The organism is Clostridium sp. YIM B02569 (assembly GCF_022320765.1).
In the GTDB taxonomy this organism is placed as follows: Bacteria; Bacillota; Clostridia; order Clostridiales; family Clostridiaceae; genus Clostridium; species Clostridium beijerinckii.
In genome coordinates this window covers 84,522-111,292 of the sequence record NZ_JAKJJX010000022.1, presented here as the reverse complement: position 1 = coordinate 111,292, position 26,771 = coordinate 84,522, and the positions used below count along the sequence as shown (strand labels likewise).

The following is a 26,771-nucleotide window of genomic DNA, read 5'->3' as shown; positions in this document are numbered from 1 at the left end:
CCATGCCAACTGCTATTTTTATATTTTTATTACTGAGTCCTTTAGTTTTTTTAAGCCACTCTACAAAACCAAATCCCACATTATTCACTAAATTAGGTGTAAGATTTTTAGCTCCTTCATATTCTATAGCTATTCCCCTTATATCAGTTCCACTTTGCAGTTTTTTAAGTTCTTGTAGCATAATAATAACTCCCCTCTAAAACAAAAATTCATGATAAGACACCTACTGCAATAAATTTAATATATTTAATAAACACTAATAAATACTTTTTCACTATTGAATGTTACTTACTTATTTTCAATTTCTTCCACTAAAGCAAGTCTTTCTGAATGACGTCCACCTTGAAATTTTGAATTTATCCAAGTGTCTACAATTGTAAGTGCTAATCCTTCTCCTGTTACTCTTTCACCTAAACATAAAACATTTGTATTATTATGCTCTCTTGTCATTTTAGCTGAGAAGCAATCTCCAACGACGGCTGCTCTTATTCCTTTATGTTTATTAGCTGCAATTGACATTCCAATTCCTGTCCCACAACATAATATTCCCAAATCGCATTCTTTAGATATCACTGCTTTAGAAACCTTAATTGCATATTCAGGATAATTTACACTTTCACTGCTATTAGTTCCAAAATCCTCAACCTCTATATTTTTAGATATAAGATGCTTTTTTATAGCTCCTTTTAAATTAATGCCACCATGATCGCAACCTAATGCAATTTTCATTCGCTTCATCTTCTTTCTATATTTATTAATTGAAACTTATGCTGACTAGTAGTATAATTGATGTTAAATTAACAGGAGAATACTCGCAATATTCTCCTGATATTTTAATTATTCTTAATGAGTTATGGGGTATTGTTGATGCCTATTATTTTTTGATTAAATGAATCAATATTGTCTGATAAGTTTTCTCTAAATAATGATGAACCTATAACAATATCTCTAGCTCCTGACTTAATCACATCTTCTATATTATCTAAATTTATTCCTCCATCTACCTGAATAGTAAATCCATAATTGTTCTCGCTTTTAATATCATTAAGTTTCCTTATCTTCTCCAAACTAAACGGAATGAACGTTTGTCCCCCAAATCCTGGTTCTACAGACATTACTAAAACTCTATCTAGAAGAGAATAAACGTGTTCTAAACAACTTATTGGTGTGGCTGGATTTAAAGCTACTCCCGCTTTTATCCCAAAACTTTTTAGATAATGTATACTTTTATACAAGTGAGTTGCAACTTCTGAATGTATAGTAATACTATTCGCGCCTGCTTCCACTAAAGCTTCAACAAATTCATCTGGATTTGTGACCATTAAATGAACATCAAACTCAGCATCGGTTAACTTTCTTAAAGAAGCCACTTGATCTAATCCTATGGATATATTAGGAACATAATGCCCATCCATAATGTCAATATGGATGACTTGAATATTTTTTTCGTTGAATACTTTAAAATCATCTGAATAATTACATACATTTGCTGATAATAGTGATGGCGAAATTATTGTTTCCATCTACAATCCCCCATTCTTACTTCATTTATTACTTTATTTTGACTTATAATAATGACTTAACTGTTTCAACTATATGTGCTGCTGTTAAATTATATTTTTCTAATAAAACTTCAGCATTTCCTGATCTTCCAAATTCGTCATTTATTCCAATTCTTTTAATCTTTACTGGATGTTCTTCAATCAATAACTCTGCGACTGTTGAACCCAATCCACCTATTATGCTATGTTCTTCTACAGTTACAATCTTTCCTATTCTTTTCGCAATATCAACAATTAATTCATTATCAAAAGGTTTTATAGTTGATATATTTACAACTGTTGCGTTTATTCCTTGCTCACTCAACTTTTTAGCTGCTTCTAATGCCTTTGCTACCATCAATCCTGTTGCAACTACAGCTATATCTTCACCGTTTAATAAGACTTCTCCTTTTCCAATTTTGAACTCATAGTCTTCACTGTGTATATCTGGAGTTGCTGATCTTCCTAATCTTATATATACTGGTCCATAGTATTCCTTCGCAGCAAATATTGCTTTTTCTGCCTCAATAGCATCTGCTGGATTCAATACAACCATATTAGGTATACTTCTCATTAAAGAAATATCTTCAATAGCTTGATGACTTCCTCCATCTTCACCAACTGTTATTCCTGCATGAGTTGCTACTATCTTAACATTTAAATTTGGATATACCACTGAGTTTCTTATTTGCTCAAATGCCCTTCCTGCAGCAAACATAGCAAATGTACTTGCAAATGGTATTTTTCCACATGTAGCAAGGCCTGCTGCAGTTCCAATCATATCCCCTTCAGCTATTCCCATATCGAAATATCTTTCTGGTGCATGTTTTTTAAATTCTATACTTTTAGTTGCCTTTCCTAAATCAGCTTCTAATACTACAACATTTCTGTCTTCTGATAATTTCTTTAGAGCTTTTCCATAAGCTTCTCTTGTTGCTATTCCCATTATCTTACGCCTCCTTCTAATTCAGCTAACGCTTTCATAGTTTGTTCTTCATTTGGCGCTGATCCGTGCCATGCAACGTTATTTTCCATAAATGAAACGCCTTTTCCTTTTACCGTATTACAAACTATCATTGTTGGCTTACCTTTTGTAGCTGCTGCTTTATCTATTGCCTTAACTATTTCTTCAAAACAATGCCCATTTATAGTTAAAACATTCCATCCAAATGATCTAAACTTTTCGTCAACATGACCTATACTCATTACTTCATCATTAGAGCCATCTATTTGCAATCCATTAAGATCAAGAAAAGTAGTTAAATTATCAAGCTTATAGTGAGCTGAACTCATTGCCGCTTCCCATATTTGACCTTCTTGTACTTCCCCATCTCCAAGTATTGCATAAACTCTGTAAGAACTTTCATCTAACTTTCCTGCTAAAGCCATTCCATTTGCTGCTGAGAGCCCTTGTCCTAGTGAACCTGTAGACATATCAACACCTATTATTTTTTTCATGTCTGGATGTCCTTGTAATTTAGATTCGTACTTTCTTAATCCTAAAAGTTCTTCCTTAGAAAAATATCCTCTTTCTGCTAAAGTAGCATATAGCGCTGGTGCTGAATGTCCCTTTGATAATACAAATCTATCTCTATTTGGATTCTTAGGATTTTGAGGATCTATATTCATCTTTTCAAAATATAATACAGTAAGAATATCTGTAATTGATAAGGAACCACCTGGATGCCCCGATTTTGCTGCTGATACACTTTTAATAATGCTTATTCTTATATTGTTCGCTATCTTTTTTAAATTTTCGTTCACAAATAACACTTCCTTCTAAGTAATTAAGATCTTATTACTACTTTTAATTCTGTACCTTCCATAGCTGCCTCTATTCCAGATCTCCAATCCTTAAGATCTACAATTTTTGTTATCAATGCTTCTGGGTCAACTTTTTTTGCTTCCATTAACTCTAGTGATTTTATCCAAGAACTTGGTTTTTGTGATCTAGATCCAACGTATTTAATCTCTCTTTGAATAATAGCTTCTTGGTCTAATGGATTTTTAATATTTGCAAATAATCCTACTTGAACAAATTCACCTTTTTTCTTTATAAGTCTTAGTCCCTGATTTACAGCTGGAACTGCTCCAGAGCAATCAAACGCTCTATTAACACCATATCCATTAGTCTTTTCCATTACTATTTTTTCTAAATCTTCTTGTAATGAATCAACAATCACATCAACACCTAATTTTTTACCAAACTCTAATCTTTCTTTGTCCTTTGTAACTCCACTTAAAATTACTTTAGCACCTTGTGACTTAACTACTTGAGCTAGAAGTAATCCTATTGGTCCTGGTCCTAATATTAAAACTACATCATCTTTATCTATAGTCGTTTTCTCTAAAGCAGCATGTACACAACATGCAAGTGGTTCAGTTAATGAGGCTGCCAAAAAACTAACATTATCAGGTAATACATGTACACTTTCTTCTCGTGATAGCACATATTCTGCAAAACTACCATTTACTTGAGTTCCAATACCCTTTCTTGAAGGACATAAATTATAATCTTTACTCTTACAGTAATCACATGTTCCACAAGTTTCAAATGTAGTCTCACTTGTTACTCTATCTCCTATTTTAATTTCCTTAACTTCTTCCCCTACTTCAACTACTGTTCCCGAAAACTCATGTCCCAAAACTACAGGTGTCTTTATATTTCCATATTCACCTTTAAATGAATGTAAATCTGATCCGCATATTCCACTATACTCTACTTTTATTTTCACAAAGTTTTTAGTAGCTTTTGGCTCCTGCATATCTAATAGTTCCATTTGATCATATCCTGGATTTGTTTTTGTTAATGCTTTCATTATTGCTAACCTCCTGCTTTAAATAAATCTACAATTATTTATTCTATTAAATTTTTTATTACTTCGTTGTTATCCAAATAAAGGTTGAACTAATTGTGATAATTTTAGTACTAACCAGTTAAGCAAATTACCACCTGTATCTATGTTAGATACTAATGCCACACCTTCTGGCATCTTAAATTGAGCTGAAGCCAACATTTGTGTAAATACTGGTGCAAAATCTGTAGCCATATATAATGAAATGGCCATTACTATTGTTCCTGTTATAACTGAGTGCACGATATTTCCTTTTCTTGATCCTACTATAAATGCTACACAGAAAGGAATTGTTGCTAAATCAGCAAATGGTAATACTTTATTTCCTGGCAATATTACAGCTAAAAAGATTGTAATTGGTACTAAAATTAGTGCTGTTGATATAACTGCTGGATGCCCAACTGCAACTGCAGCATCTAATCCAATATAAAGTTCTCTATCTCCGTATTTCTTTTGTAAAAACTCTCTTGCTGCTTCTGAAACTGGTATTAGACCTTCCATTATTATCTTAACCATTCTTGGCATTAGAAGCATAACTGCTCCCATTGTTATTCCCATATTAAATGTCTTACCAATGTCATATCCTGCTAAAATTCCTAGTACCCAACCTATAACTATTCCCATCATCATAGGTTCACCAAATATACCAAATTTCTTTTGAATAGTGTCAGGATCAGCTTTTATTTTGTTTAATCCCGGAATTTTTTCAACTAAGTAACCCACTAAAAATCCTAAAGGTGCGAAAGATGCTGTTGAGGCTGTAGGTAGTGATACACCTTCTAAGTCATAAAAATTTCCTATCATTGGGGCAGTTTTATCTGCTATAAATAAAGTTACTACTTCTAAGAGAACTGCACAGAAGATTGCGAAAAACCAATTGTTAGTTAATATATACCCTGTTGCTCCAGCTGCTATAAAGTGCCAATAATTCCAAATGTCTATATTCAAAGTCTTTGTTGTTTTAGTTAATATCATTAATATATTAACGCCCATGATTATAGGTATTAAAATTGCTGCTACTGGAGAAGCCCAAGCCCCTGCAGCTGCAGACGGCCATCCTGTATCTAGTACTGTTAATTTTAATCCAAATCTTTCAACCATTTGTTGTGCCGCTGGCCCTAGACTTCCAGTAAGTAAATTAATTACTAAATTTATGCCAACAAACCCAATTCCAATTGTAAAACCAGCTTTTAATGCTTTCTTCAATCCTATACCAAAAACTAATCCTATTATCAGAATAGCAATTGGTAAAATTACAGTTGGTCCAAGACCTAGGACATATTGTATAACTCCCATTAAATTATTCATGACATTTTTCCTCCCTTTATTTTATTTATTTAAATTACCTTCTTAACATCATTAAAAAGGTAATTTATAGCTTTGTTATCTTAAATAGCTTAATATTTTTTCGTCTAACTTATCAGTACCTATTCCACTAATATAAGCTGTAGCCTTTATAGCTGGAATTTTAAATTCTCTTGGCAAAATAGTTGTTGAAATTATTAAATCCGCATGATCTTCTAATGACCCCACTTCTGCAATCTTGCATTGAGTTACAGTTGCATCAATATTATTTTCCTTTACTAATCTTTCCACTCTGTCACAAACCACTGTTGATGTTGCTATTCCAGCCCCACATGCCACTAAAATACGTTTTTTCATAATTAATTCCTCCCTTATACACTTTGTAATTTATTCAAAATATTTTCAATGTCTTCTTGACTAGTTGCTCTTATAATTTGTTTTACTAGATCCTCTCTTTGTATAAGATCCATTAGCTCTCTTAACACTTCTAATTGACTATGAGGTTTGTTCAGTCCTAACATAAATACTAAATTTACTTTTTCCTCCTGTTTCTCATCTTCCATTAGTTTAAATTGTATTGGATTTTCTGGTACAACTATTGCAATAAATTCCTTTTTGACATGAACTGCATCAGTATGAGGTATTGCAACACTATAATTATTTAGTTTTATTCCTGTTGGAAAAATGCTTTCCCTTGATATTAAGCCATCTAAAAAACTTGATTCTACATATCCATATTTAAAGGCTTCATCATGCATCATCTTGAACAATTCATTTCTGTCTTTGCATGGTAAATTTACTTTTATTAATTTTTCATTAATAAACTTAACTAGTTCCATTATTACTTCTCCTTTCACTACACTATTTTTTACTTAACCTTTATGGCTATTTATATCGCAAGACTCATGCCAAACTTTTGGAATATTTTGATTTTATGAAAACAATTTCTTTACCTCTTTTTCAGATTGAGCTATACGCACGTTGTTTACTAAGTTTTTTTCTCTAACCATATAAAACAATTTTTTTATCTCTTCTCTATTGTCTTCTTTAAGTGCCAACATAAAGACTATATCTACCGCTGTTTCGTTATCCCATTGGATTGGTTTATTTAGTTTTGCTATAACTATAGCTGGTCTAATTATATTTTCAGGAAGTCCATGGGGAATAGCTACCTCTTTATTAAACACACTATTTCCCATTGCTTCTCTTTTATATATATTTAACATAAACTTATTATTTACAAATCCCTTTTCTTCAAGTAACTCTGCCATTTTATCTATGACTTCTTCTTTAAATACACAGTCTAAGTTTAATAAAATAAATTCTTCATATATTAGCTTGTTTAGCCTCTCATAAACTAACATTTCCTTATTATCAAACTGTATCTCCATAAGCTTGATTAATCTATTAATTCCACTTCCATTTAATATACTGTCATAATCTATAAATGGTATGTTTGCAATATTTACTTTTATTGTTCCGCATACTGCCACAATATCGTATTCACTTGACATCTTAGTAATTTCAGCCTCCACATCTTTTTCACGAATAAGCCCCATTGCAAAAATTTCTATACTATGGTTAGCTGTTTTCAGATGGCTTTCAAGGTATTTCTTTATACTTAGCGAGTTTCCTTCCCCAGTCAAACAAACAGTTATTATTGCTTTTTTCTTATTCTTTTTACCTGCTATTTCTGACTTAAACGTACCATTATATTCTTTAACTTCCTTTAGCATTTCAACTATATCTTCCAAGCTTGCTCCCTCTATAGAGGCTTTTCTAACGGCTTCTAATGCCAATAACGTGTCAACTCTAGCTAGACTCATAGTTTTGATTCCAGTCCTCTCTTCCACTATTGTTGAGAACATTCCCAATGACCCCATATCTACAAGTAGTAAACATCCCCGTCCTTCGTCTATTTCCTGAACTAACTCAATAGTTCTTTCTATACCGCTTTCTGGAGATTCATCTAAAGCTATTTCTATCCCAACTGTATCTTCCACCCCCAACAATTGATTAACAATGTCTGCAATTCCACAGGCTACATGTCCATGAGTTATTATGATTACTCTAACCTTTGGTTTTACATTAAACACATCTGAACAGAATTTCTTTATATAAATTGCTATATACGTTGTTTCTTCCTTTGGAATTTTTAACTTTGTGGATTTTTCTATCATTATTCTGATTTTCTCTGCAATTTTCATTTCTTGTACCATGGTTGCCTTTTCCATATGAATATTTGATTTTGTTATAACTTTTCCATTCATTACTCTTTCAATTGTAAAATTAATATGGATTGCTAAGGCAATAAAAAAACTATTATTTATAAATTTGTATTTTTCCCTCACTAATTCAAGAATTCCTTCTGTTATGTTTATAACTTCTGGTCTTACTATTGTTTTTAACTCATTAATATTTAAAAGTTTAGTTATCTTTTTATTATCAATAATTTTACCTAACTTATTCTCAACTTTTTCTAAAAGAATTTCATCCATCTCTTCATTTTTTACTCCTTCTAATTCAAGCTTCTTAAATTGTTCCTCTATATAGTGATATATCTCGTTTTCGTTTACATATTTGTATATTTCATCTTTATTTTTTTGTTCATTCTTTATATCTATATATAAGTCATCTATTCCAAGATTTTTAACTTGCTTCTTCTCTTTCTGGCCTTCTGAAAGTGCACTCTTGATTGAAAGACTCAAATCTTCTATATCTATAACAACTTCATCTGTATTCTTAAACATATATTTTACATAACTCTTCGCACATATAACTTGAATATCGCTCTTTAATTGACCTATATTAGCTTTACAGTTATACATCATCAAGCACGTTAATACATCCTTTTTAACCAAGAGATTTCTATTAATTCTTCTGGCCTCTCTTGTTAAAAACATTACTATGACCTCTAATCTTTCAGATAACGGTCTTTCCGTTAATTTAGGTAATTCAATAAGTACAGGTATTCTTCTTCTAAAAGTCAATAGTAGATTAGATTCTGGGTTTTCTGTAGTCGCCGCCAGTATAAGAACGTTTACTTTTCGTTCAACATTAGTTTCACCTAACCTTCTATACTTTCCTTTATCTATAAGATAAAACAATATCTCTTGCCCTTCCGATGGAAGTCTATGAATTTCATCTAAAAATAAAATTCCCCCATTTGCTTTTTCAACTAATCCTTCTTTATCTGAATTAGCCCCAGTATATGCGCCTTTAATTACTCCAAACAACTGGGCTATGAGCAAATTTGGATTTTCTGCATAGTCTGCGCAATTAAATACTATGAAAGGGGCATCTTTAGACTTTACTCCACTTAATACAGAAAACTCATACATACATTCCGCCAACTCACTTTTCCCAACTCCAGAGCCCCCATAAATTAAGGTGTGAAGTCCATTCGGTGGATATAATATAGCCGCTTTTGCTAGGTCTATCTTATTTCTAAGACTCCCTCTATATCCTATAAGTTTTTGAAAGCTTTCCTCATTTTTATTATTATCTTTTTCTTTAATCACTAGAGTTTCATTTGGAAGTGTAGACTCATTTCCCCCTTTGATCTCTTGAATAACGTCTTTAATATTTTTACTTATAATACTACGTGAAATATTATAGCCTCTCTCCATCATTAGTTCTGTTACTTTTCGTTCCGATAAATTTATATTTTTTTTCAATATTTCTCTTAGATCTGCTAATAGCAGTTCTTTTCTTCTATCCCTAGAATCTGGAATATTTAGTTCATTTCTTTTTTGTATTACTTTTAGCCTTGGTATAGATAAGAATTCTGCAAGTTCTTGATCGGTATAAGGATTCTTTTTATCCTCACTATTAATAAGTTCTATTAATCTTTGCATGTAATCCCTCCACGATATACTATAATTATTTTGCACCTTAGTGATTATGATGTGTTTATTTTCATACTTTTTATTCCATAATATCTTATAGTAGCAATATCTATGCCACGGTACAATTTGTGCCAAATAGAAATGTCCTTTTTTCTATTCTCCCCCTTTATAATTCAATTTCCTAAAAATACAAAAAATCGCGCAACCGAAAACATTGTAGACTACGCGATTTTTTATACTGATATGGTACACTATTTTACTTTTCTTGTATATCATTTTTACTTCATTTTTGGATGTAATATATTCTCATTTTTATTAATTCTATAGCATATAAGTTTATTGTATATACTTTTTAAACATTTAGTTGATCATAATACCACTTAAATTACTTTTCTCATATAAAATATTTCTGAGTTAATAACATGTTCTAATTCGTGGCCCCTGCATTTCTATTACTTTCAATAGTTATGCACAGATTCTGCTAAACTATAAATTCATAAAAAAAGAAAGTAGCAGATTTAAAATCTGCTACCCTAATACATATAATTAAATATTAGTCTACTTTAGCCGTATCAATCCAGCTCATCATTCCTCTTAATTCCTTACCAACTTTTTCAATTGGATGCTCTGCTTCCATTCTTCTTCTTGCATTAAATCCTGGTCTATTAGTTTGGTTTTCTAATAACCAATTCTTAGCAAATGTACCATCTTGAATTTCAGTAAGAACTTTCTTCATTTCTTTCTTAGTTTCATCTGTGATGATTCTTCTACCAATTTGGTAATCTCCATATTCAGCAGTATCTGAAATTGAATATCTCATCATGCTTAATCCACCTTGATATAATAAATCAACAATTAATTTCATTTCATGCATACATTCAAAGTAAGCATTTTCTGGAGCATAACCTGCTTCTACTAAAGTTTCAAAGCCAGCTTTGATAAGTTCTGAAACTCCGCCACAAAGAACTGCTTGTTCTCCGAATAAATCTGTTTCTGTTTCATCTTTAAATGTAGTTTCAAGAACTCCTGCTCTTGCTCCTCCAATTCCATTAGCATATGCTAATGCATATTGTTTAGCTTTTCCTGTTGCATCCTGATGTACAGCTATTAAACAAGGTACTCCAGCACCTTCAGTATATGTTCTTCTTACTAAATGCCCTGGACCTTTAGGCGCAACCATAAATACATCAACGTATGAAGGTGGAACCACTTGACCGAAGTGTATATTAAATCCATGAGCAAAAACTAATGCATTTCCTTCTTCTAAGTTTGGAGCAATTTCTTCATTATATATTTTTGCTTGCTTTTCATCTGGTAATAAAATCATGATTAAATCTGCTGCTTTTGCCGCATCTGCAACAGTTGCAACTTGCAATCCTGCTGCTTCTGCTTTAGCCCAAGATTTACTTCCGTTATACAATCCAACAACAACATCTACTCCACTTTCATGAAGATTTAACGCATGTGCATGCCCTTGGCTACCATATCCTATTATAGCAACTTTCTTTCCTCTTAATAAATTTAAATCTGTGTCTTTTTCATAATACATTTTTGGCATTTTAATGACCTCCTAGTTAATATTAATATCTTCTTCACTTATTATTTGGTTAATTGGCGCACCAGGTGCAACCATAGGAAAAACTTTTTTATCACTGTTTATTAGATAATCTATAAGAACTGGACCTTCTGAATCCAGAGCTTTTCTAAGTATATCGTCTATTTCATCTACTTGAGTTATTCTAAATGCTTTAGCTCCAAAAGCTTCAGCAAGCTTAACATAATCTGTAGGTCTATCTAAGGTTGTCTCAGAATATCTTCCTTCGTAGAAGAAATCTTGCCATTGTCTTACCATTCCTAAACAATTATTATTCATAATAACTTGAATTAATGGAAGATTGTTTTTAACAGCAGTAACTAATTCATTGCAGTTCATTCCAAAACTTCCATCTCCTGCAATATTAAATACTCTTTTATCAAATCTGCCTATCTGAGCTCCAATTGCTGCTCCAAGACCATATCCCATAGTTCCAAGCCCACCTGATGTTATAAATGTTCTTTCACTTTTAAAATTGAAATATTGAGCAGTCCACATTTGATGTTGCCCAACTTCAGTAGAAATTATAAAACTTCCGTCATTTAATTTATTCAACCTATCAAAGAACAATTCCGGAGTCAAGTCACAGTATGGCACTAATTTATTATTCTCTTTTAAATTATTTATAGTATCCAACCATTCGTCATTTTTCTTTTCATCAATTATTGGTATTAATTGATTCAGTGCCACCTTTAAATCTCCTACTATACATGTATCGACTTTTATATTTTTATTTATTTCTGCTGGATCAACATCTATTTGTAATATCTTTGCATTTTTTATATGATTTTGATTACTTATAACTCTATCACTAAATCTAGCTCCCAGAGTTATTAATAAATCACATTTAGTTGCAGCAATATTTGATGCTTTTGTTCCATGCATTCCTATCATACCAGTATATAATTCATGATCATTTGGAAACTCAGACATACACATAAGCGATGTTGATACAGGACAATTTATCTTTTCCGCAAATTTTATCAATTCAGATGTTGCTTCAGATATACCTATACCTCCGCCTGCATATATAAGAGGTCTCTTGCTTTGATTTATTAACTCAACAGCTTCCTGTAATGATTTTTCTGTAATATGCTCTGATTTTCTAATTACCTCTTTAGGAATTATTTTATTATATTGAGTTTTTTCAGCAGTAATATCTTTTGGAATATCTATTAATACCGGACCCGGTCTACCTTCCTGAGCTATATAAAAAGCTTCCCTTATTACGTCCTGAAGTTCATTAATATCCCTTACAATATAATTATGTTTTGTTATAGGCATTGTAATTCCAGTTATATCAACCTCTTGAAAACTATCCTTTCCAAGTAATGGCTTTGCCACATTTCCCGTAATAGCAACCATTGGAATTGAATCCATATATGCAGTAGCAATACCTGTTACTAAGTTGGTAGCTCCAGGTCCTGAAGTTGCAAGACAAACTCCAACTTTTCCAGTGGCCCTTGCATATCCATCAGCCGCATGTGATGCTCCCTGCTCATGACAAGTAAGAACATGACGAATTTTATCCTTATATTTGTATAACTCATCATATATATTTAATACCGCCCCACCTGGATATCCAAATATAATCTCTACCCCTTCATCAAGCAATGACTTTATTAATATTTCAGCCCCCGTCAATAACATTTTATTCACTCCTTTGCTTATAAAATGATCTCTGTTTGATAACTAGCAATGTATAAATTGATTTAGATTCTATTTTGTTGCCTCTAATTTCTCGCGAACTAGATTTCCCATTTCAATTGTTCCAACTTTCTTCTTACCTTCAGTCATTATATCTCCAGTTCTATATCCATCTTCAAGAACTGCTAAAACTGCATCTTCAATAGATTTTGCTTCTTCCTCTAATGAAAAACTATACCTAAGCATCATTGCTGCTGAAAGAATAGTTGCTAACGGATTAGCAATTCCTTGTCCTGCGATATCAGGAGCACTTCCATGAATTGGTTCATACATTCCAAGAGTTCCTTCCCCAAGCGATGCTGAAGGTAACATACCTATTGAACCTGTAACCATACTTGCTTCATCTGATAATATATCTCCAAATATATTTGAAGTTACAATTACATCAAATTGATTTGGATCTTTTACTAACTGCATAGCAGTATTATCAACATACAAATGATTTACTTCAACTTCTGGATAATCCTTAGCCATCTCGTTAACTACACTTCTCCAAAGTCTAGAACTTTCTAATATGTTAGCTTTATCTACACTTGTAAGTTTCTTATTTCTTTTCATTGCTGTTTCAAATCCTATTTTAGCAATTCTAGTTATTTCATTTACATTATATCTTTCAGTGTCATAAGCACTCTTTACTCCATCTACTTCTTCCAATCCTCTTTCTCCAAAGTAAATTCCACCTGTTAATTCTCTAACTATGCAGATATCTATCCCATCTTTAACAATGCTATCTTTAAGTGGTGATTCATTTTTTAGTGGAGCATATAGTACTGCTGGTCTTAAATTACAATAAAGATTTAATGCCCCCCTTAATCCTAGTAGTGCTTGCTCTGGTCTTATTTTAGCAGTAGGATCATCCCACTTAGGACCTCCAACAGCTCCGAGTAGAACTGCATCACTTTTTTTACATGCTTCTAAAGTTGCTTCTGGAAGCGGAGTTCCTTCTTTATCAATAGCGCATCCACCTGCTAATACATATTCATATTCAAATCTATGCCCAAATTTATCTCCAATAACTTTTAAAACCTTTATTGTTTCATCTATCACTTCTGGGCCAATTCCATCCCCTGGTATTACAGCTATATTACATTTCATTATGATAATCCCCCTCTTATAATTGCCTATTTCTTATTGCTTTTTAATCAAAATTTAATTATTAATTCTAGTTATTAGTATCCTTCTCTTAAGAAAATATATTAGTTTAATTTGATTCTTCTTTTAATAATCAGTTTTTCTATCTATTTCTTATATATCCAATCAATCCATCATTATCGATGATTTTTTGCATAAATTCAGGGAATGCTTCCCCTTGATACTCTTGGCTCTTAGTTAAATTTTTAATAAGACCTGTTGAGAAATCAACTTCTAATTCATCTCCTGCATCAATATTTTTTACAGCTTCATCACATTCTAAAATTGGTAACCCAATATTGATTGCATTTCTATAAAATATTCTTGCGAAAGTTGATGCAATAACGCAGCTAACCCCTGCTGTTTTAATTGCTAAAGGTGCATGTTCTCTTGAAGAACCACATCCAAAATTCTTATTTGCAACAATTATATCTCCACTCTTTACATTTTTAACGAAATCCACATCTATATCTTCCATACAATGTGCAGCAAGTTCGTTAGCATCCGAAGTGTTTAAATATCTTGCTGGAATTATTACGTCTGTATCTACATTATCACCATATTTGAATACTTTACCTTTTACGCTCATTACTAAATACCTCCTACACTAATTCAGGATCAGTTATTTTTCCGGTTAAAGCAGACGCTGCTGCCACTGCTGGACTTGCTAGATATACTTCTGACTCAACATGCCCCATTCTTCCTACAAAATTTCTATTTGTTGTCGATACACATCTTTCACCTTTAGCTAAGATTCCCATATGTCCACCTAAACATGGTCCACAAGTCGGTGTTGAAAATGCAGCTCCAGCCTCTACCAAGTCAGTAACTATTCCTTCTTTTATTGCTTGTAAATAAATTTTTTGAGTTCCAGGGATAACTATACATCTGATGCCCTTTTTAACTTTCTTTCCTTTTAAGATATCTCTAGCTATTCTTAAATCTGAAATCCTACCATTTGTGCATGATCCAATTACAACCTGATCAATAGCTACATCCCCAGTATTATCAATTGTTCTTGTATTGTCTGGTAAGTGAGGAAATGAAACTGTTGGTCTTAATTCACTTAAATCAATTTCAAATACTTTATCATATTCTGCATCTTCGTCAGCTTCATAAACCTTCCATTCTCTAGAAGCATGATCTTTTAAATATTCTTCTGTTTTATCATCAACTGGGAAAATTCCATTCTTTCCACCAGCCTCTATTGCCATATTTGCCATTGTAAATCTATCATCCATTGAAAGATATTGTAAGCCATCACCTACAAATTCCATTGATTTATATAGAGCACCGTCAACACCAATCATTCCGATTATGTGTAAGATTATATCCTTACCACTTATCCATTTTGCTGGTTTATTCTTAAGTACGAATTTCAAAGCAGATGGAACCTTAAACCAACACTTTCCTGTAGCCATACCAGCTGCCATATCAGTTGATCCTATTCCTGTTGAAAAAGCCCCAAGTGCTCCATAAGTACATGTGTGTGAATCAGCTCCTATAACAACATCTCCAGCAACTACTAGACCTTTTTCAGGAAGTAAGCAATGTTCAATTCCCATTTCTCCTACTTCAAAGAAATTTTCTATCTCCATATTTTGAGCAAATTCTCTAATATATTTAACTTGTTCTGCTGCCTTTATGTCTTTGTTAGGGGTAAAGTGATCTGGTACTATAGCAATTTGGCTTTTGCTAAATACTTTATCTGTTCCAAACTTCTTAAATTCATTTACAGCAACTGGCGTTGTAATATCATTTCCTAATACTAAATCAAGATTTGCTTCAATTAATTGTCCAGCTTTTACAGCTTCCAATCCCGCATGAGCTGCTAAGATTTTTTGAGTCATTGTCATTCCCATGTTTTAATCCCCCTTAAAAATATGCTTTTACTTTTCTTTCAATATCTTTTATTAATTTATATTCTATTGAATCTACTAGAGCTATCCAACTAGCTTGAATTACATCCCGAGATACCCCAACAGTACTCCAACTTTCAATCCCATCTGTTGATTCAATTAATACTCTTACCTTTGCCTCAGTTGCACTTTCTGAATCCAAAACTCTAACTTTATAATCCACTAATCTTGCCTGTTTTAATTCTGGATAAAAAACTTCTAGTGCTTTCCTAATAGCCTTATCTAAAGCATTCACTGGTCCTTCGCCTTCTGCTGCTGTCATCTCATTTTGTCCATCAACTGTAATGTTTATTACTGCTGTTGATGAGAACTCCTCTGATCCATAGGGTTGTTCACCAATGATCTTAAAATGATTCAATTTAAAGAACGGTTTGTACTTTCCAATAATTTTTCTTATAACTAATTCAACTGTTCCTTCTGCTCCTTCAAACTGATACCCATCATATTCTAGTTCTTTCAATCTATCTGTAATCTTTTGAACTGATTTATCATCCTTAGATATATTAGGAAATATCTTTTGTATTTCCTGTAAAATTGTACTTTTGCCACTTACCTCAGATACTAAAAAGCGCCTCTTATTCCCTACCAATTCTGGCTCTATATGTTCATATGACTTTGGTGATTTAGTTACTGCATCTATATGCATTCCGCCTTTATGAGCAAACGCTGAATTTCCTACAAATGGATCTTCATCTGATAAAGTGATATTACAAATTTCAGCAATATACCTAGATGTTTTTGTTAGATTTACTAGCTCGTTATCATTTAAAACTTTATATCCAAGCTTTAGTTTTAATGTAGGTATTATTGTGCTTAAATTAGCATTCCCGCATCTTTCTCCTATTCCAATAAAAGTTCCTTGAATCTGACTCGCTCCTGCCTCCACTGCCATGATCGAATTTGCAACTGCCATCCCCATATCGTCATGACTATGAATTCCAAGCTCAACCTTCACTGTTTCTTTTATGGTTTTAGTTATGCTATATATCTCTTGAGGTAAAGCCCCTCCGTTAGTGTCACATAGTACAACTACTTTTGCCCCTGCTTCTTCTGCTGCCTTTAAAGTTGCCATCGCATACTCTTTGTTGGCTTTATATCCATCATAAAAATGTTCTGCATCAAATATTACTTCTTTCCCCTTAACACACAAATACTCAATTGTGTCTTTTATCATATTTACATTTTCACTTAAAGAAGTTTTTATAATATCTGTTACTTGAAAGTCCCATGACTTCCCAAATACCACAATTGTGTCTGCCCCTGATGACAGTAAGTCTTTTAGATTTTTATCATCTTCTACGTTAATTTTAGGTCTTCGTGTAGATCCAAATGCTACGACCTTTGCGTTCTTAAGTTCCACATCCTTAAGCCTTTTAAAGAATTCCATATCTTTTGGATTTGATCCTGGATTACCAGCTTCAATGTAATCAACTTTCATCTCATCCAAAACTTTTACTATTTTAATTTTATCTTCTAATGAAAATGAAATTCCTTGACCTTGGGCTCCATCTCTTAGAGTAGAATCAAATATTTTCACCTGATTCTGAGCCATATATGATTATCCCCCTTTTCATTTTATTGCCTTATTGCTTTTAGATTATCTTTATTTAATGTACATTAATAAGATTCAATGGAATTTCTTATAGTTTTTTCCCCTCTTTGTAGTGCTGTCACACCTGTTCTAACCAATTCTTCTATTCCATACTCCTCCATCAGGTTTATTAATGCTGATATTTTATTTTCATCCCCAGTTAATTCTATCGTTAAAGTGTCTGTAGACAGGTCAATTATCTTGCTTCTAAAAATATTTACAGTTTCATTTATTGCGGCTCTGTTTTCTGCACTTGCCTTTACCTTAATTAGCACCAATTCCCTATAAACAGAGTCATCAGCTTTAAAGTTTATAACCCTTATAACATCTTCTAATTTATTTAGCTGCTTCTTAACCTGTTCTAATACATTCTCGTCTCCCATAAGTGTAATTGTCATTCTCGAAATTGAAGGATCTTCAGTTCTACCAACAGTTAAACTATCGATATTGTATCCTCTTCTTGAAAACAATCCACTGACTCTACTCAAAACACCAGATGAATTCTTTACTAAGACAGATAATACATGCTTCTCCATTGCCTTCCCCCCTTAAAAATGGTTAAAAAAATCCACCCTTAATGATATAAATCATAAGAAGTGGGATAATATTCCGCCTTACATAATATCACTAGGTTCTAACAAACCCTTGCATATAACGGATGCACACCGGATATCTTTTACTCAAGAAACGTTGTTCCTCTTTCTGGATTCTGCTCAGGAGTGATAATTATAGAGCTAAAGTATCGATTCTCACCAGCCATCGACTCTCTGCAACTTATCTACTAAATAATTTTCTCCATCTCAGCATTTTATAGCTTAAGGACCTATTTGATTTTCCTGTTAGACTAAATTGTACTCTCGGTTTTTATTGTTGTCAACATTTTAATTATATATTTTTCATTATCATTTTTTTATATATTTACAATATATGAAAATTAACTATTTATCATTTTTTTATGCACTTTTTTAACTATATATCAATACACTAAGACTTAATTTAATTATATTAATCTTTATAGTATCTTAAATTAACAATTTAAATAAGCTCACTTTTATTGTTTTTTTAATTTGGAGTACTACATCCTGCTAACATTTGTTCCATAATCATCCATATATTCAACTTCTTGAATGTTTGCTAAAACTGTATCTAAACTATAATCATATATGTTAAAATTTATTTTTGCTTCACATAACTTTGAAATTATCTCTTCCTTCTCATCTTCAAAAACTAACTCTTTATTAATTTCTTCAATGAATGACGCTGTTTTATATATTTCGCATTTCGCTCCCTCTTCGGCACCTAACTGTGTAAATACGTTGTACCTATATTCATCTCCACCTATTTCAGTAGCATCATTATAACCATCCTTATGAAAAACATCATCAAGACGCAATTCATAATACATATTAATATATGCTTTTACTCCTTCTATATCATTAAATCCCTTGCAATTACCGGTTGGCATCACTACTAGATATTCATTATAAGGTTCTTTGTCCATATAAATGCCTCCTTTATCAACGTATTATTATTTTATGTATTAATCTATTTATCCCCTTATTGTTCATTTGTTATTCATAAAAAATTATATGTAAAAAGACAAACTTTCAAGCAACTTTATAAACTTATAGCAATTTTAAATTAGTTTTATCTATTTTGGGTAAATAAATAAAAAAGGAACTCATTTAATAGAGTTCCTCTTAACAAAATTATATATACTTTATTTAATTAATTATATTTCTTCTCGATTAAGTTTGCTAAATTATGAGCCATTTCATCTATCTCAGCTTGATTTTCTCCTTCAAGCATTACTCTTACTAGCGGTTCAGTTCCAGATGGTCTTATAAGTACTCTTCCAACACCATTTAAAGCTTCTTCTATTTTTCTTATTTCGTTTTGTATTTCATCATCTGTCAAATATAAATCTTTTTTATCGTTTGGTATTGTTGCATTAGCTAAAACTTGTGGTAATTCCTTCATTATTGAACATAATTCAGATAATGCTTTTTCCTTTTTCTTAACTATCCCTGCAATTTGAAGCGCTGTTACTAATCCATCTCCAGTCGAATTATAATCTAAGAATATAACATGACCTGATTGTTCTCCACCTAAGACATATTTGTTTTTAACCATTTCTTCTAAAACATATCTATCTCCAACAGCAGTCTTAACAATGTTTATTTTTTCATTTTTGCATGCAATATCTAATCCAAGATTGCTCATTACAGTTACAACTAATGTATCATCTTTTAACTTACCAAGTTCCTTTAAATATTTTGCACATAACATTAGTATAAAATCACCATTTATTAAATTACCTTTTTCATCAACAGCTAAACATCTATCTGCATCTCCATCAAAGGCAAAACCTAAATCGCATTTCTTTTTAATTACATATTCCATTAATTCTTCTGGATGCGTAGATCCACAATTTTCATTTATGTTTGTTCCGTCTGGATTGTCATTAATTACAAATACATCAGCGCCTAGTTCTCTAAACGCTTTTACTGATGATTTATATGCAGCTCCATTGGCACAATCTAATGCTATCTTTAATCCCTTCAAGCTATAAGGTATAGTGTTTTTAGCAAATTCTATATAATCATCTAATGCTGACACTTCAATTGTCTCTCTGCCCAAATCTGTGCCTGTTGGACTTGGAACTCCTTCAAAATCACTTTCAATGACTCTTTGAATCTCATCTTCCAATTCATCCGAAAGCTTGTATCCTTTATCGTTAAAGAACTTAATCCCATTATATTCTACTGGATTATGTGATGCAGAAATCATAACACCCGCATCTGCTCCATATTTCCTTGTTAAGTATGCAACAGCTGGTGTAGGTACTACTCCAAGCACTATTGCTTCAGCTCCAACTGATAATATTCCTGCTATTAATGCTGATTCTAACATATCTCCTGATATTCTTGTATCTTTTGCCACTAATATTTTAGGCTTATGAGCTCCTTCTGTTAATACATATGCTCCTGCTCTTCCAAGATCATACGCAATTCTTGCTGTTAATTCTGTATTTGCAACTCCTCTAACTCCATCAGTTCCAAACATTCTACCCATAATTTTACCTCACTTTTTTATTCTGTTATAGTCACTCAATTACTATAATATACTTAATCACTTACAATGGATAATATTATTTGCAATTTCTTCAGTGCCTACCTTAAATAGTATAATATTTTTAACACGTATTTACAATCTTCTCTTTCTGTTATAATATTACTATTTTACAATCAATTACACATAAGAATAATATTTTTAGAATCAGCATCTATTTAGTCTATATTTTCATCTTTTAATCTTTCTAAAACTAAATTATATCCATCACTGCCATAATTCAAACATCTATTAACTCTACTAATTGTTGCAGTGCTAGCTCCAGTTATTTCAGCTATTTCTGAATAAGTCTTTTTACATTTAAGCAGCTTTGCTACATGTAATCTTTGTGCTAATGATTTAACTTCATTTATTGTCGCTACATCTTCAAAGAATTTATAACATTCATCTATATTTTTAAGTTCTAAAATTGATTTAAAAAATAAATCTAATTCTTTACTTTTTAGCTTTGACTCTAAAGAACCCACTTTATCACCTCTTGTAATACTTATTTTCTCTTTAATTATAACCATCTAAAGCTTACTTTACAACTTTAATATACGAAAGCATATATTAATATGAATTACATAAAATTCATAAAACAAAGAAGAAGCTTATTATAAAATAAAATTTATAATACACTTCTTCTTTAATTAAATTTATAATATTCTAATTATAGATCTTCAACATTACTTTCTGGATTTATGCCACTTATCGCGTCCAATCCCTTAATATTTAAATCCTTGTATATACTTTTTGTAGGTACTAGCCAAACTTCTCCAGTACCTCTATATACATTAACCATACCTTCTCCACTAACTGCAGTTCCTATAATTGATTTAGATGATTTCTCCACTGAGAATTCAATGTTTCCTGTCCTTAAGATAGCAAAGTTTCCATCTACCTTTAAAGTATCGTTAATTAATATACATTTAAATATTTCACTTTCTGGAACTGGAACCTTAAGAACAACTATTCCGCTACCTTCTATCCTAGTTTGATACAGTCCCTCATTCCCTAGAAAAGCTGACGATACATTTTTTTGCATTGTTGCATCAATTTCTATACCTTCTTCACATGCATAAAACATATTATCTCCCACAACTATTTCATCATCCTCTAGTTCTATTAATGCAAAATGACCAAAAGAAGGCTCTAAAAATATTTCTCCAGTCCCACTATAAGTAGGCCTAAATATACTTTCTCCTATTAATTTACTTGATATTATCTTTTTGCCAAGTCCCAACAACCCACCTGATTTATTTGTTATTTGAATCTTCCCTTTCATATAGCTCAAAGAACCTGGTTCAAGTGTTACCGAACTATCTTCTAGCAATATTCTCACTTGTTTTAATTTTATACCACTCTTTTTCATTATGTTAAGTCCAAAAGCAGTTTGAACATCAGTCGCTCCGTCTAAATTCTCATATTCCAATATTTGAAACTTTGATTCACATTCCATTTCAGATAACATATTTAATTTGTTAGTAAACTTTAGTGAACTTCTCATAAAATTACCCCTACCTTATAATAAGCTGTTTCATGTTTTTAATTGTCCTTTTTCTCTAACTCCTCTAAAAGAGTGAATACTCTCTTATTGAGCACAGGATGCATAAGATATGGTGCTATTTCACTTAATGGTTTTAATACAAATTCTCTCTCATGCATTCTTGGATGTGGAAGAATCACCTTTTCATTTGAAGAAACCACTGAATCATATATAATAATATCCAGATCAATAGTTCTAGGTCCCCATTTTATAGTCCTCTTTCTATCTAGATTTGCTTCGATTCCAAGTAGTACATCCATAAGTTCTTCTGCTTCTAATATAGTTTCTATTTCCACAACACCATTTAAAAAATCTTCCTGTTCTAAGTATCCCCATGGTTTTGTTTTAATAAACGATGACTTTCTTATTATTTCAATATTTTTTTCTGCAGATATTTTATTTATTGCGTCCTCTAAATATTGTTCTTTATTCCCAATATTAGATCCTAAACTTATATATGCTTTGTGCCTTCTTCTTTCAATCATTATTTCTACAGTATCTAAATGTTTTTTTATAGGGGCCCAAGGCTTTTTTAGGAACACCTTAACACCTTCTATTATCTTATATTCATTAAGAATAAAATCAGCTAAATTTAAAGTTGCTGTTTCTATAAGCTCATAGTTCTTTCTTTTAAATTCATCTTCTATTTTTTCACACAATTCACCATAATGAACTGTTTTAGTTAAATCTCCAGTTTTTCCTGCTAATTTTAGATCTATATCTAGCTCAAAAGATAAAATGAACTTTTGACCTAATCTTTTTTCCTCTTCGAAAACTCCATGAAAGCCAAATAACTCTAATTCTCTTATATACATCTTATCCAAAACTCATCCATCCTATCTTCTTACGATTATATCAGTCATCTTTGCTGCTCTTGAATTTTCAAGCACATCATGAACTCTTACAAAATCACAAGCATCTTTCATTATTCCAATAACCGTTGTTGCAACTGTCCCCTCTATTCTTTCCTCTACAGGCAAATTAAGAGCTAATCCTATCATAGACTTTCTGGAAGTGCCAAGCAATATCGGATATCCCAACTCTTTGATTCTTTCTAAGTTATTCATAGCTTCTAAATTTTGTTCATAGGTCTTTCCGAAACCTATACCTGGATCTAGTATTATATTTTCATCTTTTACTCCAGCATCCTTAGCAATATTAATACATTCTTTCAAATCATTTAATATATCTTCCATTAAATTTTTATACTCTGTATTATCTCTATTATGCATTAGACAACAAGGTACATTATATTTTGCCGCAACTTTTACCATATCTTTATCTTTTTTAAATCCCCATATATCATTAATAAGGTTCGCACCAGCTTCTATTGCTTGCTCTGCAACTTTAGCTTTGTATGTATCTATTGATACTGGTATATCAAAATTTTCTTTTATAGCTTTTATTATAGGTACAACTCTTGAAATTTCTTCTTCTTCACTTACTATCTCATATCCCGGTCTTGTAGATTCCCCTCCTACATCTATTATGTCAGCTCCGTTATCTATCATTTCTTTCACATGTTTTACAGCAACATCAATGTCATTAAATTTTCCTCCATCTGAGAAAGAATCTGGAGTAAAATTTAATATTCCCATAATATATGTTTTTTCCCCTATATTAAATTCCTTACTTCCTATTTTCATTAACTTATAGCTCCTTCTAATAATATATTTTAAAATTTTTCTTTTCATCTCCCCAATTACATTCATCAATAGACTTACAGCTAATACATAGCCGTGAGAGTTTATCTGCTCTATACATGAGCTGTGCAAAGTTTTCACTTTTTTTATCTCTATGGCCTAGTATTCCTTGTCTTATAATTTCAATTTCTTCCTCATTATATCTGTAATTATGTAAAATTTCTTTTGAAATCTCCCATGATGCTATTTCATGAGGTGTTCCATTTTCATACTGAAGCGACTTTCCTATATCATGGAGAATTGCAGTCGTATATATGATTTCTTTGTTAAATCCTAAACTTTCTTCAATATTTATTAATTGTGCTATTCGTGCTACATCTAAAAAGTGCTTTAAATTATGCTTGCAGAACTTTCTATCTTTTTCAAACTTTTTATTTCTTTTTAGATAATATATATATTCCGTGTCATTCAAAATACAATTAAATCTATCCATATCATACCCCAATTAAACTTATTCTTTACTAAATATCATTACGATTATTTTATTATATCATTTGGTCACAGTTTAGCGATATACATATGCGAATTTTATGTATATAAAAAAATCGCAGGCGACTGTGGAGCCGGAGATTTTTTTCACGCATCTGCCTTTTCGAACGCATGTGAGAAAAATTTGGCAGGCGAATAAGATTTCTTTTTTATTCTTTTTAAAATACCAAAACTATTTAATCAACCTTTTTTATGTTATCCACAGATTTTACTGGAATATAAATTCCTAAAGAATAAAAAAATACACCTAGAAAATATCTCTAGGTGCATCTTTACGTCTAGTAAACCTTAGCTTGTTCTTCTCCATCAAGTACTCTTATAGCACCTTGAGCTAGAGCAAGTAATTCATCTTCTCCAGGATAAACTGTAACTGGGGCTATCCATTCAACTTTTGCTTTAAGGTCTGGAACAAGTGTTGGTGAGTATGCAATTCCTCCGGTAAAAATAATTTGATCAACTTTACCTTCTAATACAACTGACATTTCTCCGATTGCTTTTGAAATTTGATAAACAAATGCTTTGTATATTGATTCACATTCTTTATCTCCTTCTTCCATCTTGTCAATAACACCTTTTACATCATTTGTGTTTAGATAACCAACAAATCCACCTTTTCCTACAGCCTTGCCATATACTTCTGCTTCACTATATTTTCCACTAAAACACATTTTAACTAAATCACCAATTGGAACTGATCCAGCTCTTTCTGGTGAGAATGGGCCATCTCCATCTAATGCATTATTTACATCGACAACTTTCCCATGATTGTGAGCACCAACTGAAACGCCTCCACCCATATGTACAACTACAAGATTTAGGTTTTCATATCCTTGTCCACTTTCTTTTCCATATCTTTTAGCTACCGCTTTTTGATTTAAAGCATGGAATTTACTTTTTCTTGGTAGTTCTGGTACTCCAGATAGTCTTGCTACATCTGCTAACTCATCTGTAACAACTGGATCTACTATAAATGATGGAATATTTAATTCATCTCCAATTGACTTGGCAATTATTCCGCCAAGGTTAGAAGCATGAGGTCCTTGAACTCCAACTTTTAAATCTTCAACCATTGCATCATTTACTGCATATGTTCCACCTTCAACTGGTCTAAGCATTCCACCTCTACCAACAATAGCACTTAGAGTCTTTATATCAAAATTCTTTTCTTTAAGAACATTTAATATAACTTCTTTTCTAAATTCAAATTGATCATATATTGTATCATATCTCTTTATTTCTTCATTTGTGTGTCTCAAAGTTTCTTCAAATAGTTCCTTTTCTCCTTCGTAAACACCAATCTTTGTTGATGTTGAACCTGGATTGATTATTAATAGCTTATATGACATTCTGAATCCCCCTTAAATTTAATGCATTCTATACAGTCATAATGCATAATTTTCAGAAGAAATTATTATAGAATCTAATAGTGCATTGCAAATTCCATATAAATCTCTCCATTAATTATGCATTAATTATTATGGATTGATTTATTACTTATTTCTTGCTGCAACTAATGCTGCAAGAGCAATTGAATTAACTTTAGTTTCGAATGAATCTGCTCTTGAAGTTAAAATTACTGGTGCTGATGTACCTACTAAAAGTCCACCATTTCTTGATTTAGAGAAATATGTTAATGTTTTATACATTACATTTGCTGCTTCTATATTTGGTAATAATAATATATCAGCTTTACCTGCTACTGATCCTGTAACACCTTTATGATGAGCTGCTTCTTCTGATATTGCATTATCTAAGGCAAAAGGTCCATCAATTACGCATCCTTTAATTTGCCCCCTGTCACTCATTTTAGCTAACAATGCTGCATCAACTGTTGATTGCATACTTGTATTTACAACTTCAACTGGGCATATAGGTGCTACTCTTGGAACATCTATTCCACATGCATGAGCAACTACAACTGCATTATTTATCATTCCAACTTTATCCTTAAATTCTGGATATGTATTAAATGCTGCATCAGTTAAAAATAATAGTCTATCCCAACCTTCCACATCAAACACAGCTACATGGGACATTAATTTTCCTGTTCTAAGACCAACCTCTTTGTTTAATACGCTTCTTAGGAATGTTGCAGTATCAACTAGACCTTTCATTAACATATCTGCATGACCACTAGAAACTAATTTTACTGCTTCTAATGTTGCTTTCTTTGGATCTTTAATATCCATTATTTCATAATCAGATAAGTCCAAGTTTATTTTCTTTGCGATTTCATGGATTTGTTGTTTATCACCAACCAATATTGCTTGTGCGATGTTATTTTCTGTAGCTTCTTTTATAGCCTCTAATACTGGTTCATCTTGTGCTACGGCTACAGCCACTTTTTTTGTTGGAACTTCCTTTAATCTTGATAATAACTCATCAAAGTTTTTACTCATTTTTTGCACCTCTACTTTAATAATTTTTA

At 31.9% G+C, this 26,771-nt stretch carries 25 protein-coding genes and 1 pseudogene; all 26 read right to left on the bottom strand.

The window, feature by feature from the left end; genetic code table 11:
• Positions 1-181, bottom strand: a pseudogene (locus L3B96_RS19190) (phosphomannomutase/phosphoglucomutase); the annotation flags it as partial.
• 107 nt (positions 182-288) lie between these two features.
• Positions 289-729, bottom strand: coding sequence for a ribose 5-phosphate isomerase B (gene rpiB / locus L3B96_RS19185; RefSeq protein WP_038457044.1), 441 nt, complete (start codon positions 727-729; stop codon positions 289-291).
• A gap of 122 nt (positions 730-851) precedes the next feature.
• Positions 852-1,523 carry a ribulose-phosphate 3-epimerase gene (rpe, locus tag L3B96_RS19180; protein ID WP_017209662.1) on the bottom strand — a complete coding sequence of 224 codons (672 nt, stop codon included), beginning with the start codon at positions 1,521-1,523 and terminating at the stop codon, positions 852-854.
• A 43-nt stretch (positions 1,524-1,566) separates the two neighbouring features.
• A complete protein-coding gene (locus L3B96_RS19175) occupies positions 1,567-2,487 on the bottom strand; it encodes a transketolase family protein (RefSeq protein ID WP_238948295.1) in 921 nt (306 codons plus the stop codon).
• The gene (locus L3B96_RS19170) at positions 2,487-3,305 is read right to left on the bottom strand and encodes a transketolase (RefSeq protein ID WP_238948294.1); all 819 of its coding nucleotides are present in this window, start codon (positions 3,303-3,305) and stop codon (positions 2,487-2,489) included. Before L3B96_RS19170 ends, L3B96_RS19175 begins: the two co-directional genes overlap by 1 nt.
• A gap of 23 nt (positions 3,306-3,328) precedes the next feature.
• On the bottom strand, positions 3,329-4,360 hold the full coding sequence (locus tag L3B96_RS19165; RefSeq protein ID WP_011967575.1) for a zinc-binding dehydrogenase: 1,032 nt from the start codon (positions 4,358-4,360) through the stop codon (positions 3,329-3,331).
• Positions 4,361-4,429: 69 nt separating this feature from the next.
• On the bottom strand, positions 4,430-5,704 hold the full coding sequence (locus L3B96_RS19160) for a PTS galactitol transporter subunit IIC (RefSeq protein ID WP_017209664.1): 1,275 nt from the start codon (positions 5,702-5,704) through the stop codon (positions 4,430-4,432).
• A gap of 75 nt (positions 5,705-5,779) precedes the next feature.
• The gene (locus tag L3B96_RS19155) at positions 5,780-6,058 is read right to left on the bottom strand and encodes a PTS sugar transporter subunit IIB (protein WP_011967573.1); all 279 of its coding nucleotides are present in this window, start codon (positions 6,056-6,058) and stop codon (positions 5,780-5,782) included.
• 14 nt (positions 6,059-6,072) lie between these two features.
• Positions 6,073-6,540, bottom strand: a complete 468-nt coding sequence (locus L3B96_RS19150; RefSeq protein ID WP_017209665.1) for a PTS sugar transporter subunit IIA — start codon at positions 6,538-6,540, stop codon at positions 6,073-6,075.
• Positions 6,541-6,633: 93 nt separating this feature from the next.
• Positions 6,634-9,558, bottom strand: a complete 2,925-nt coding sequence (locus tag L3B96_RS19145) for a sigma 54-interacting transcriptional regulator (RefSeq protein ID WP_238948293.1) — start codon at positions 9,556-9,558, stop codon at positions 6,634-6,636.
• Between the two features lie 544 nt (positions 9,559-10,102).
• Positions 10,103-11,107, bottom strand: a complete 1,005-nt coding sequence (gene ilvC / locus L3B96_RS19140) for a ketol-acid reductoisomerase (protein ID WP_011967570.1) — start codon at positions 11,105-11,107, stop codon at positions 10,103-10,105.
• A gap of 12 nt (positions 11,108-11,119) precedes the next feature.
• Entirely contained in the window at positions 11,120-12,793 is a 1,674-nt protein-coding gene (gene ilvB, locus L3B96_RS19135) for a biosynthetic-type acetolactate synthase large subunit (protein WP_238948292.1), read from the bottom strand.
• A 69-nt stretch (positions 12,794-12,862) separates the two neighbouring features.
• The gene (gene leuB, locus L3B96_RS19130) at positions 12,863-13,945 is read right to left on the bottom strand and encodes a 3-isopropylmalate dehydrogenase (RefSeq protein ID WP_238948291.1); all 1,083 of its coding nucleotides are present in this window, start codon (positions 13,943-13,945) and stop codon (positions 12,863-12,865) included.
• A gap of 139 nt (positions 13,946-14,084) precedes the next feature.
• Entirely contained in the window at positions 14,085-14,570 is a 486-nt protein-coding gene (gene leuD, locus L3B96_RS19125) for a 3-isopropylmalate dehydratase small subunit (protein ID WP_011967567.1), read from the bottom strand.
• A 13-nt stretch (positions 14,571-14,583) separates the two neighbouring features.
• Complete coding sequence (leuC, locus tag L3B96_RS19120; RefSeq protein WP_039772689.1) at positions 14,584-15,843, bottom strand: 3-isopropylmalate dehydratase large subunit; 1,260 nt, start codon at positions 15,841-15,843, stop codon at positions 14,584-14,586.
• Between the two features lie 13 nt (positions 15,844-15,856).
• Entirely contained in the window at positions 15,857-17,452 is a 1,596-nt protein-coding gene (gene cimA / locus L3B96_RS19115) for a citramalate synthase (protein WP_011967565.1), read from the bottom strand.
• A 65-nt stretch (positions 17,453-17,517) separates the two neighbouring features.
• Entirely contained in the window at positions 17,518-18,027 is a 510-nt protein-coding gene (ilvN, locus tag L3B96_RS19110; protein ID WP_011967564.1) for an acetolactate synthase small subunit, read from the bottom strand.
• Positions 18,028-18,566: 539 nt separating this feature from the next.
• On the bottom strand, positions 18,567-18,992 hold the full coding sequence (locus tag L3B96_RS19105) for a hypothetical protein (RefSeq protein ID WP_011967563.1): 426 nt from the start codon (positions 18,990-18,992) through the stop codon (positions 18,567-18,569).
• A 227-nt stretch (positions 18,993-19,219) separates the two neighbouring features.
• The gene (glmM, locus tag L3B96_RS19100) at positions 19,220-20,566 is read right to left on the bottom strand and encodes a phosphoglucosamine mutase (RefSeq protein WP_011967562.1); all 1,347 of its coding nucleotides are present in this window, start codon (positions 20,564-20,566) and stop codon (positions 19,220-19,222) included.
• A gap of 215 nt (positions 20,567-20,781) precedes the next feature.
• On the bottom strand, positions 20,782-21,090 hold the full coding sequence (locus L3B96_RS19095) for a YerC/YecD family TrpR-related protein (protein WP_038458148.1): 309 nt from the start codon (positions 21,088-21,090) through the stop codon (positions 20,782-20,784).
• Positions 21,091-21,275: 185 nt separating this feature from the next.
• Complete coding sequence (locus tag L3B96_RS19090) at positions 21,276-22,112, bottom strand: AIM24 family protein (RefSeq protein ID WP_011967560.1); 837 nt, start codon at positions 22,110-22,112, stop codon at positions 21,276-21,278.
• A 38-nt stretch (positions 22,113-22,150) separates the two neighbouring features.
• Positions 22,151-22,975, bottom strand: coding sequence for a 2-amino-4-hydroxy-6-hydroxymethyldihydropteridine diphosphokinase (gene folK / locus L3B96_RS19085; protein ID WP_011967559.1), 825 nt, complete (start codon positions 22,973-22,975; stop codon positions 22,151-22,153).
• 12 nt (positions 22,976-22,987) lie between these two features.
• Positions 22,988-23,797 (bottom strand): dihydropteroate synthase, encoded by an 810-nt coding sequence (gene folP, locus L3B96_RS19080; protein ID WP_238948290.1) that lies wholly within the window; start codon positions 23,795-23,797, stop codon positions 22,988-22,990.
• Positions 23,798-23,813: 16 nt separating this feature from the next.
• Positions 23,814-24,287: an HD domain-containing protein gene (locus tag L3B96_RS19075; protein ID WP_065417057.1), complete on the bottom strand. Its 474-nt coding sequence runs from the start codon at positions 24,285-24,287 to the stop codon at positions 23,814-23,816.
• Positions 24,288-24,621: 334 nt separating this feature from the next.
• Positions 24,622-25,689 carry a butyrate kinase gene (gene buk, locus L3B96_RS19070; protein WP_011967556.1) on the bottom strand — a complete coding sequence of 356 codons (1,068 nt, stop codon included), beginning with the start codon at positions 25,687-25,689 and terminating at the stop codon, positions 24,622-24,624.
• A 144-nt stretch (positions 25,690-25,833) separates the two neighbouring features.
• Positions 25,834-26,751 (bottom strand): phosphate butyryltransferase, encoded by a 918-nt coding sequence (ptb, locus tag L3B96_RS19065; RefSeq protein WP_257788281.1) that lies wholly within the window; start codon positions 26,749-26,751, stop codon positions 25,834-25,836.
• Positions 26,752-26,771 lie beyond the last annotated feature (20 nt).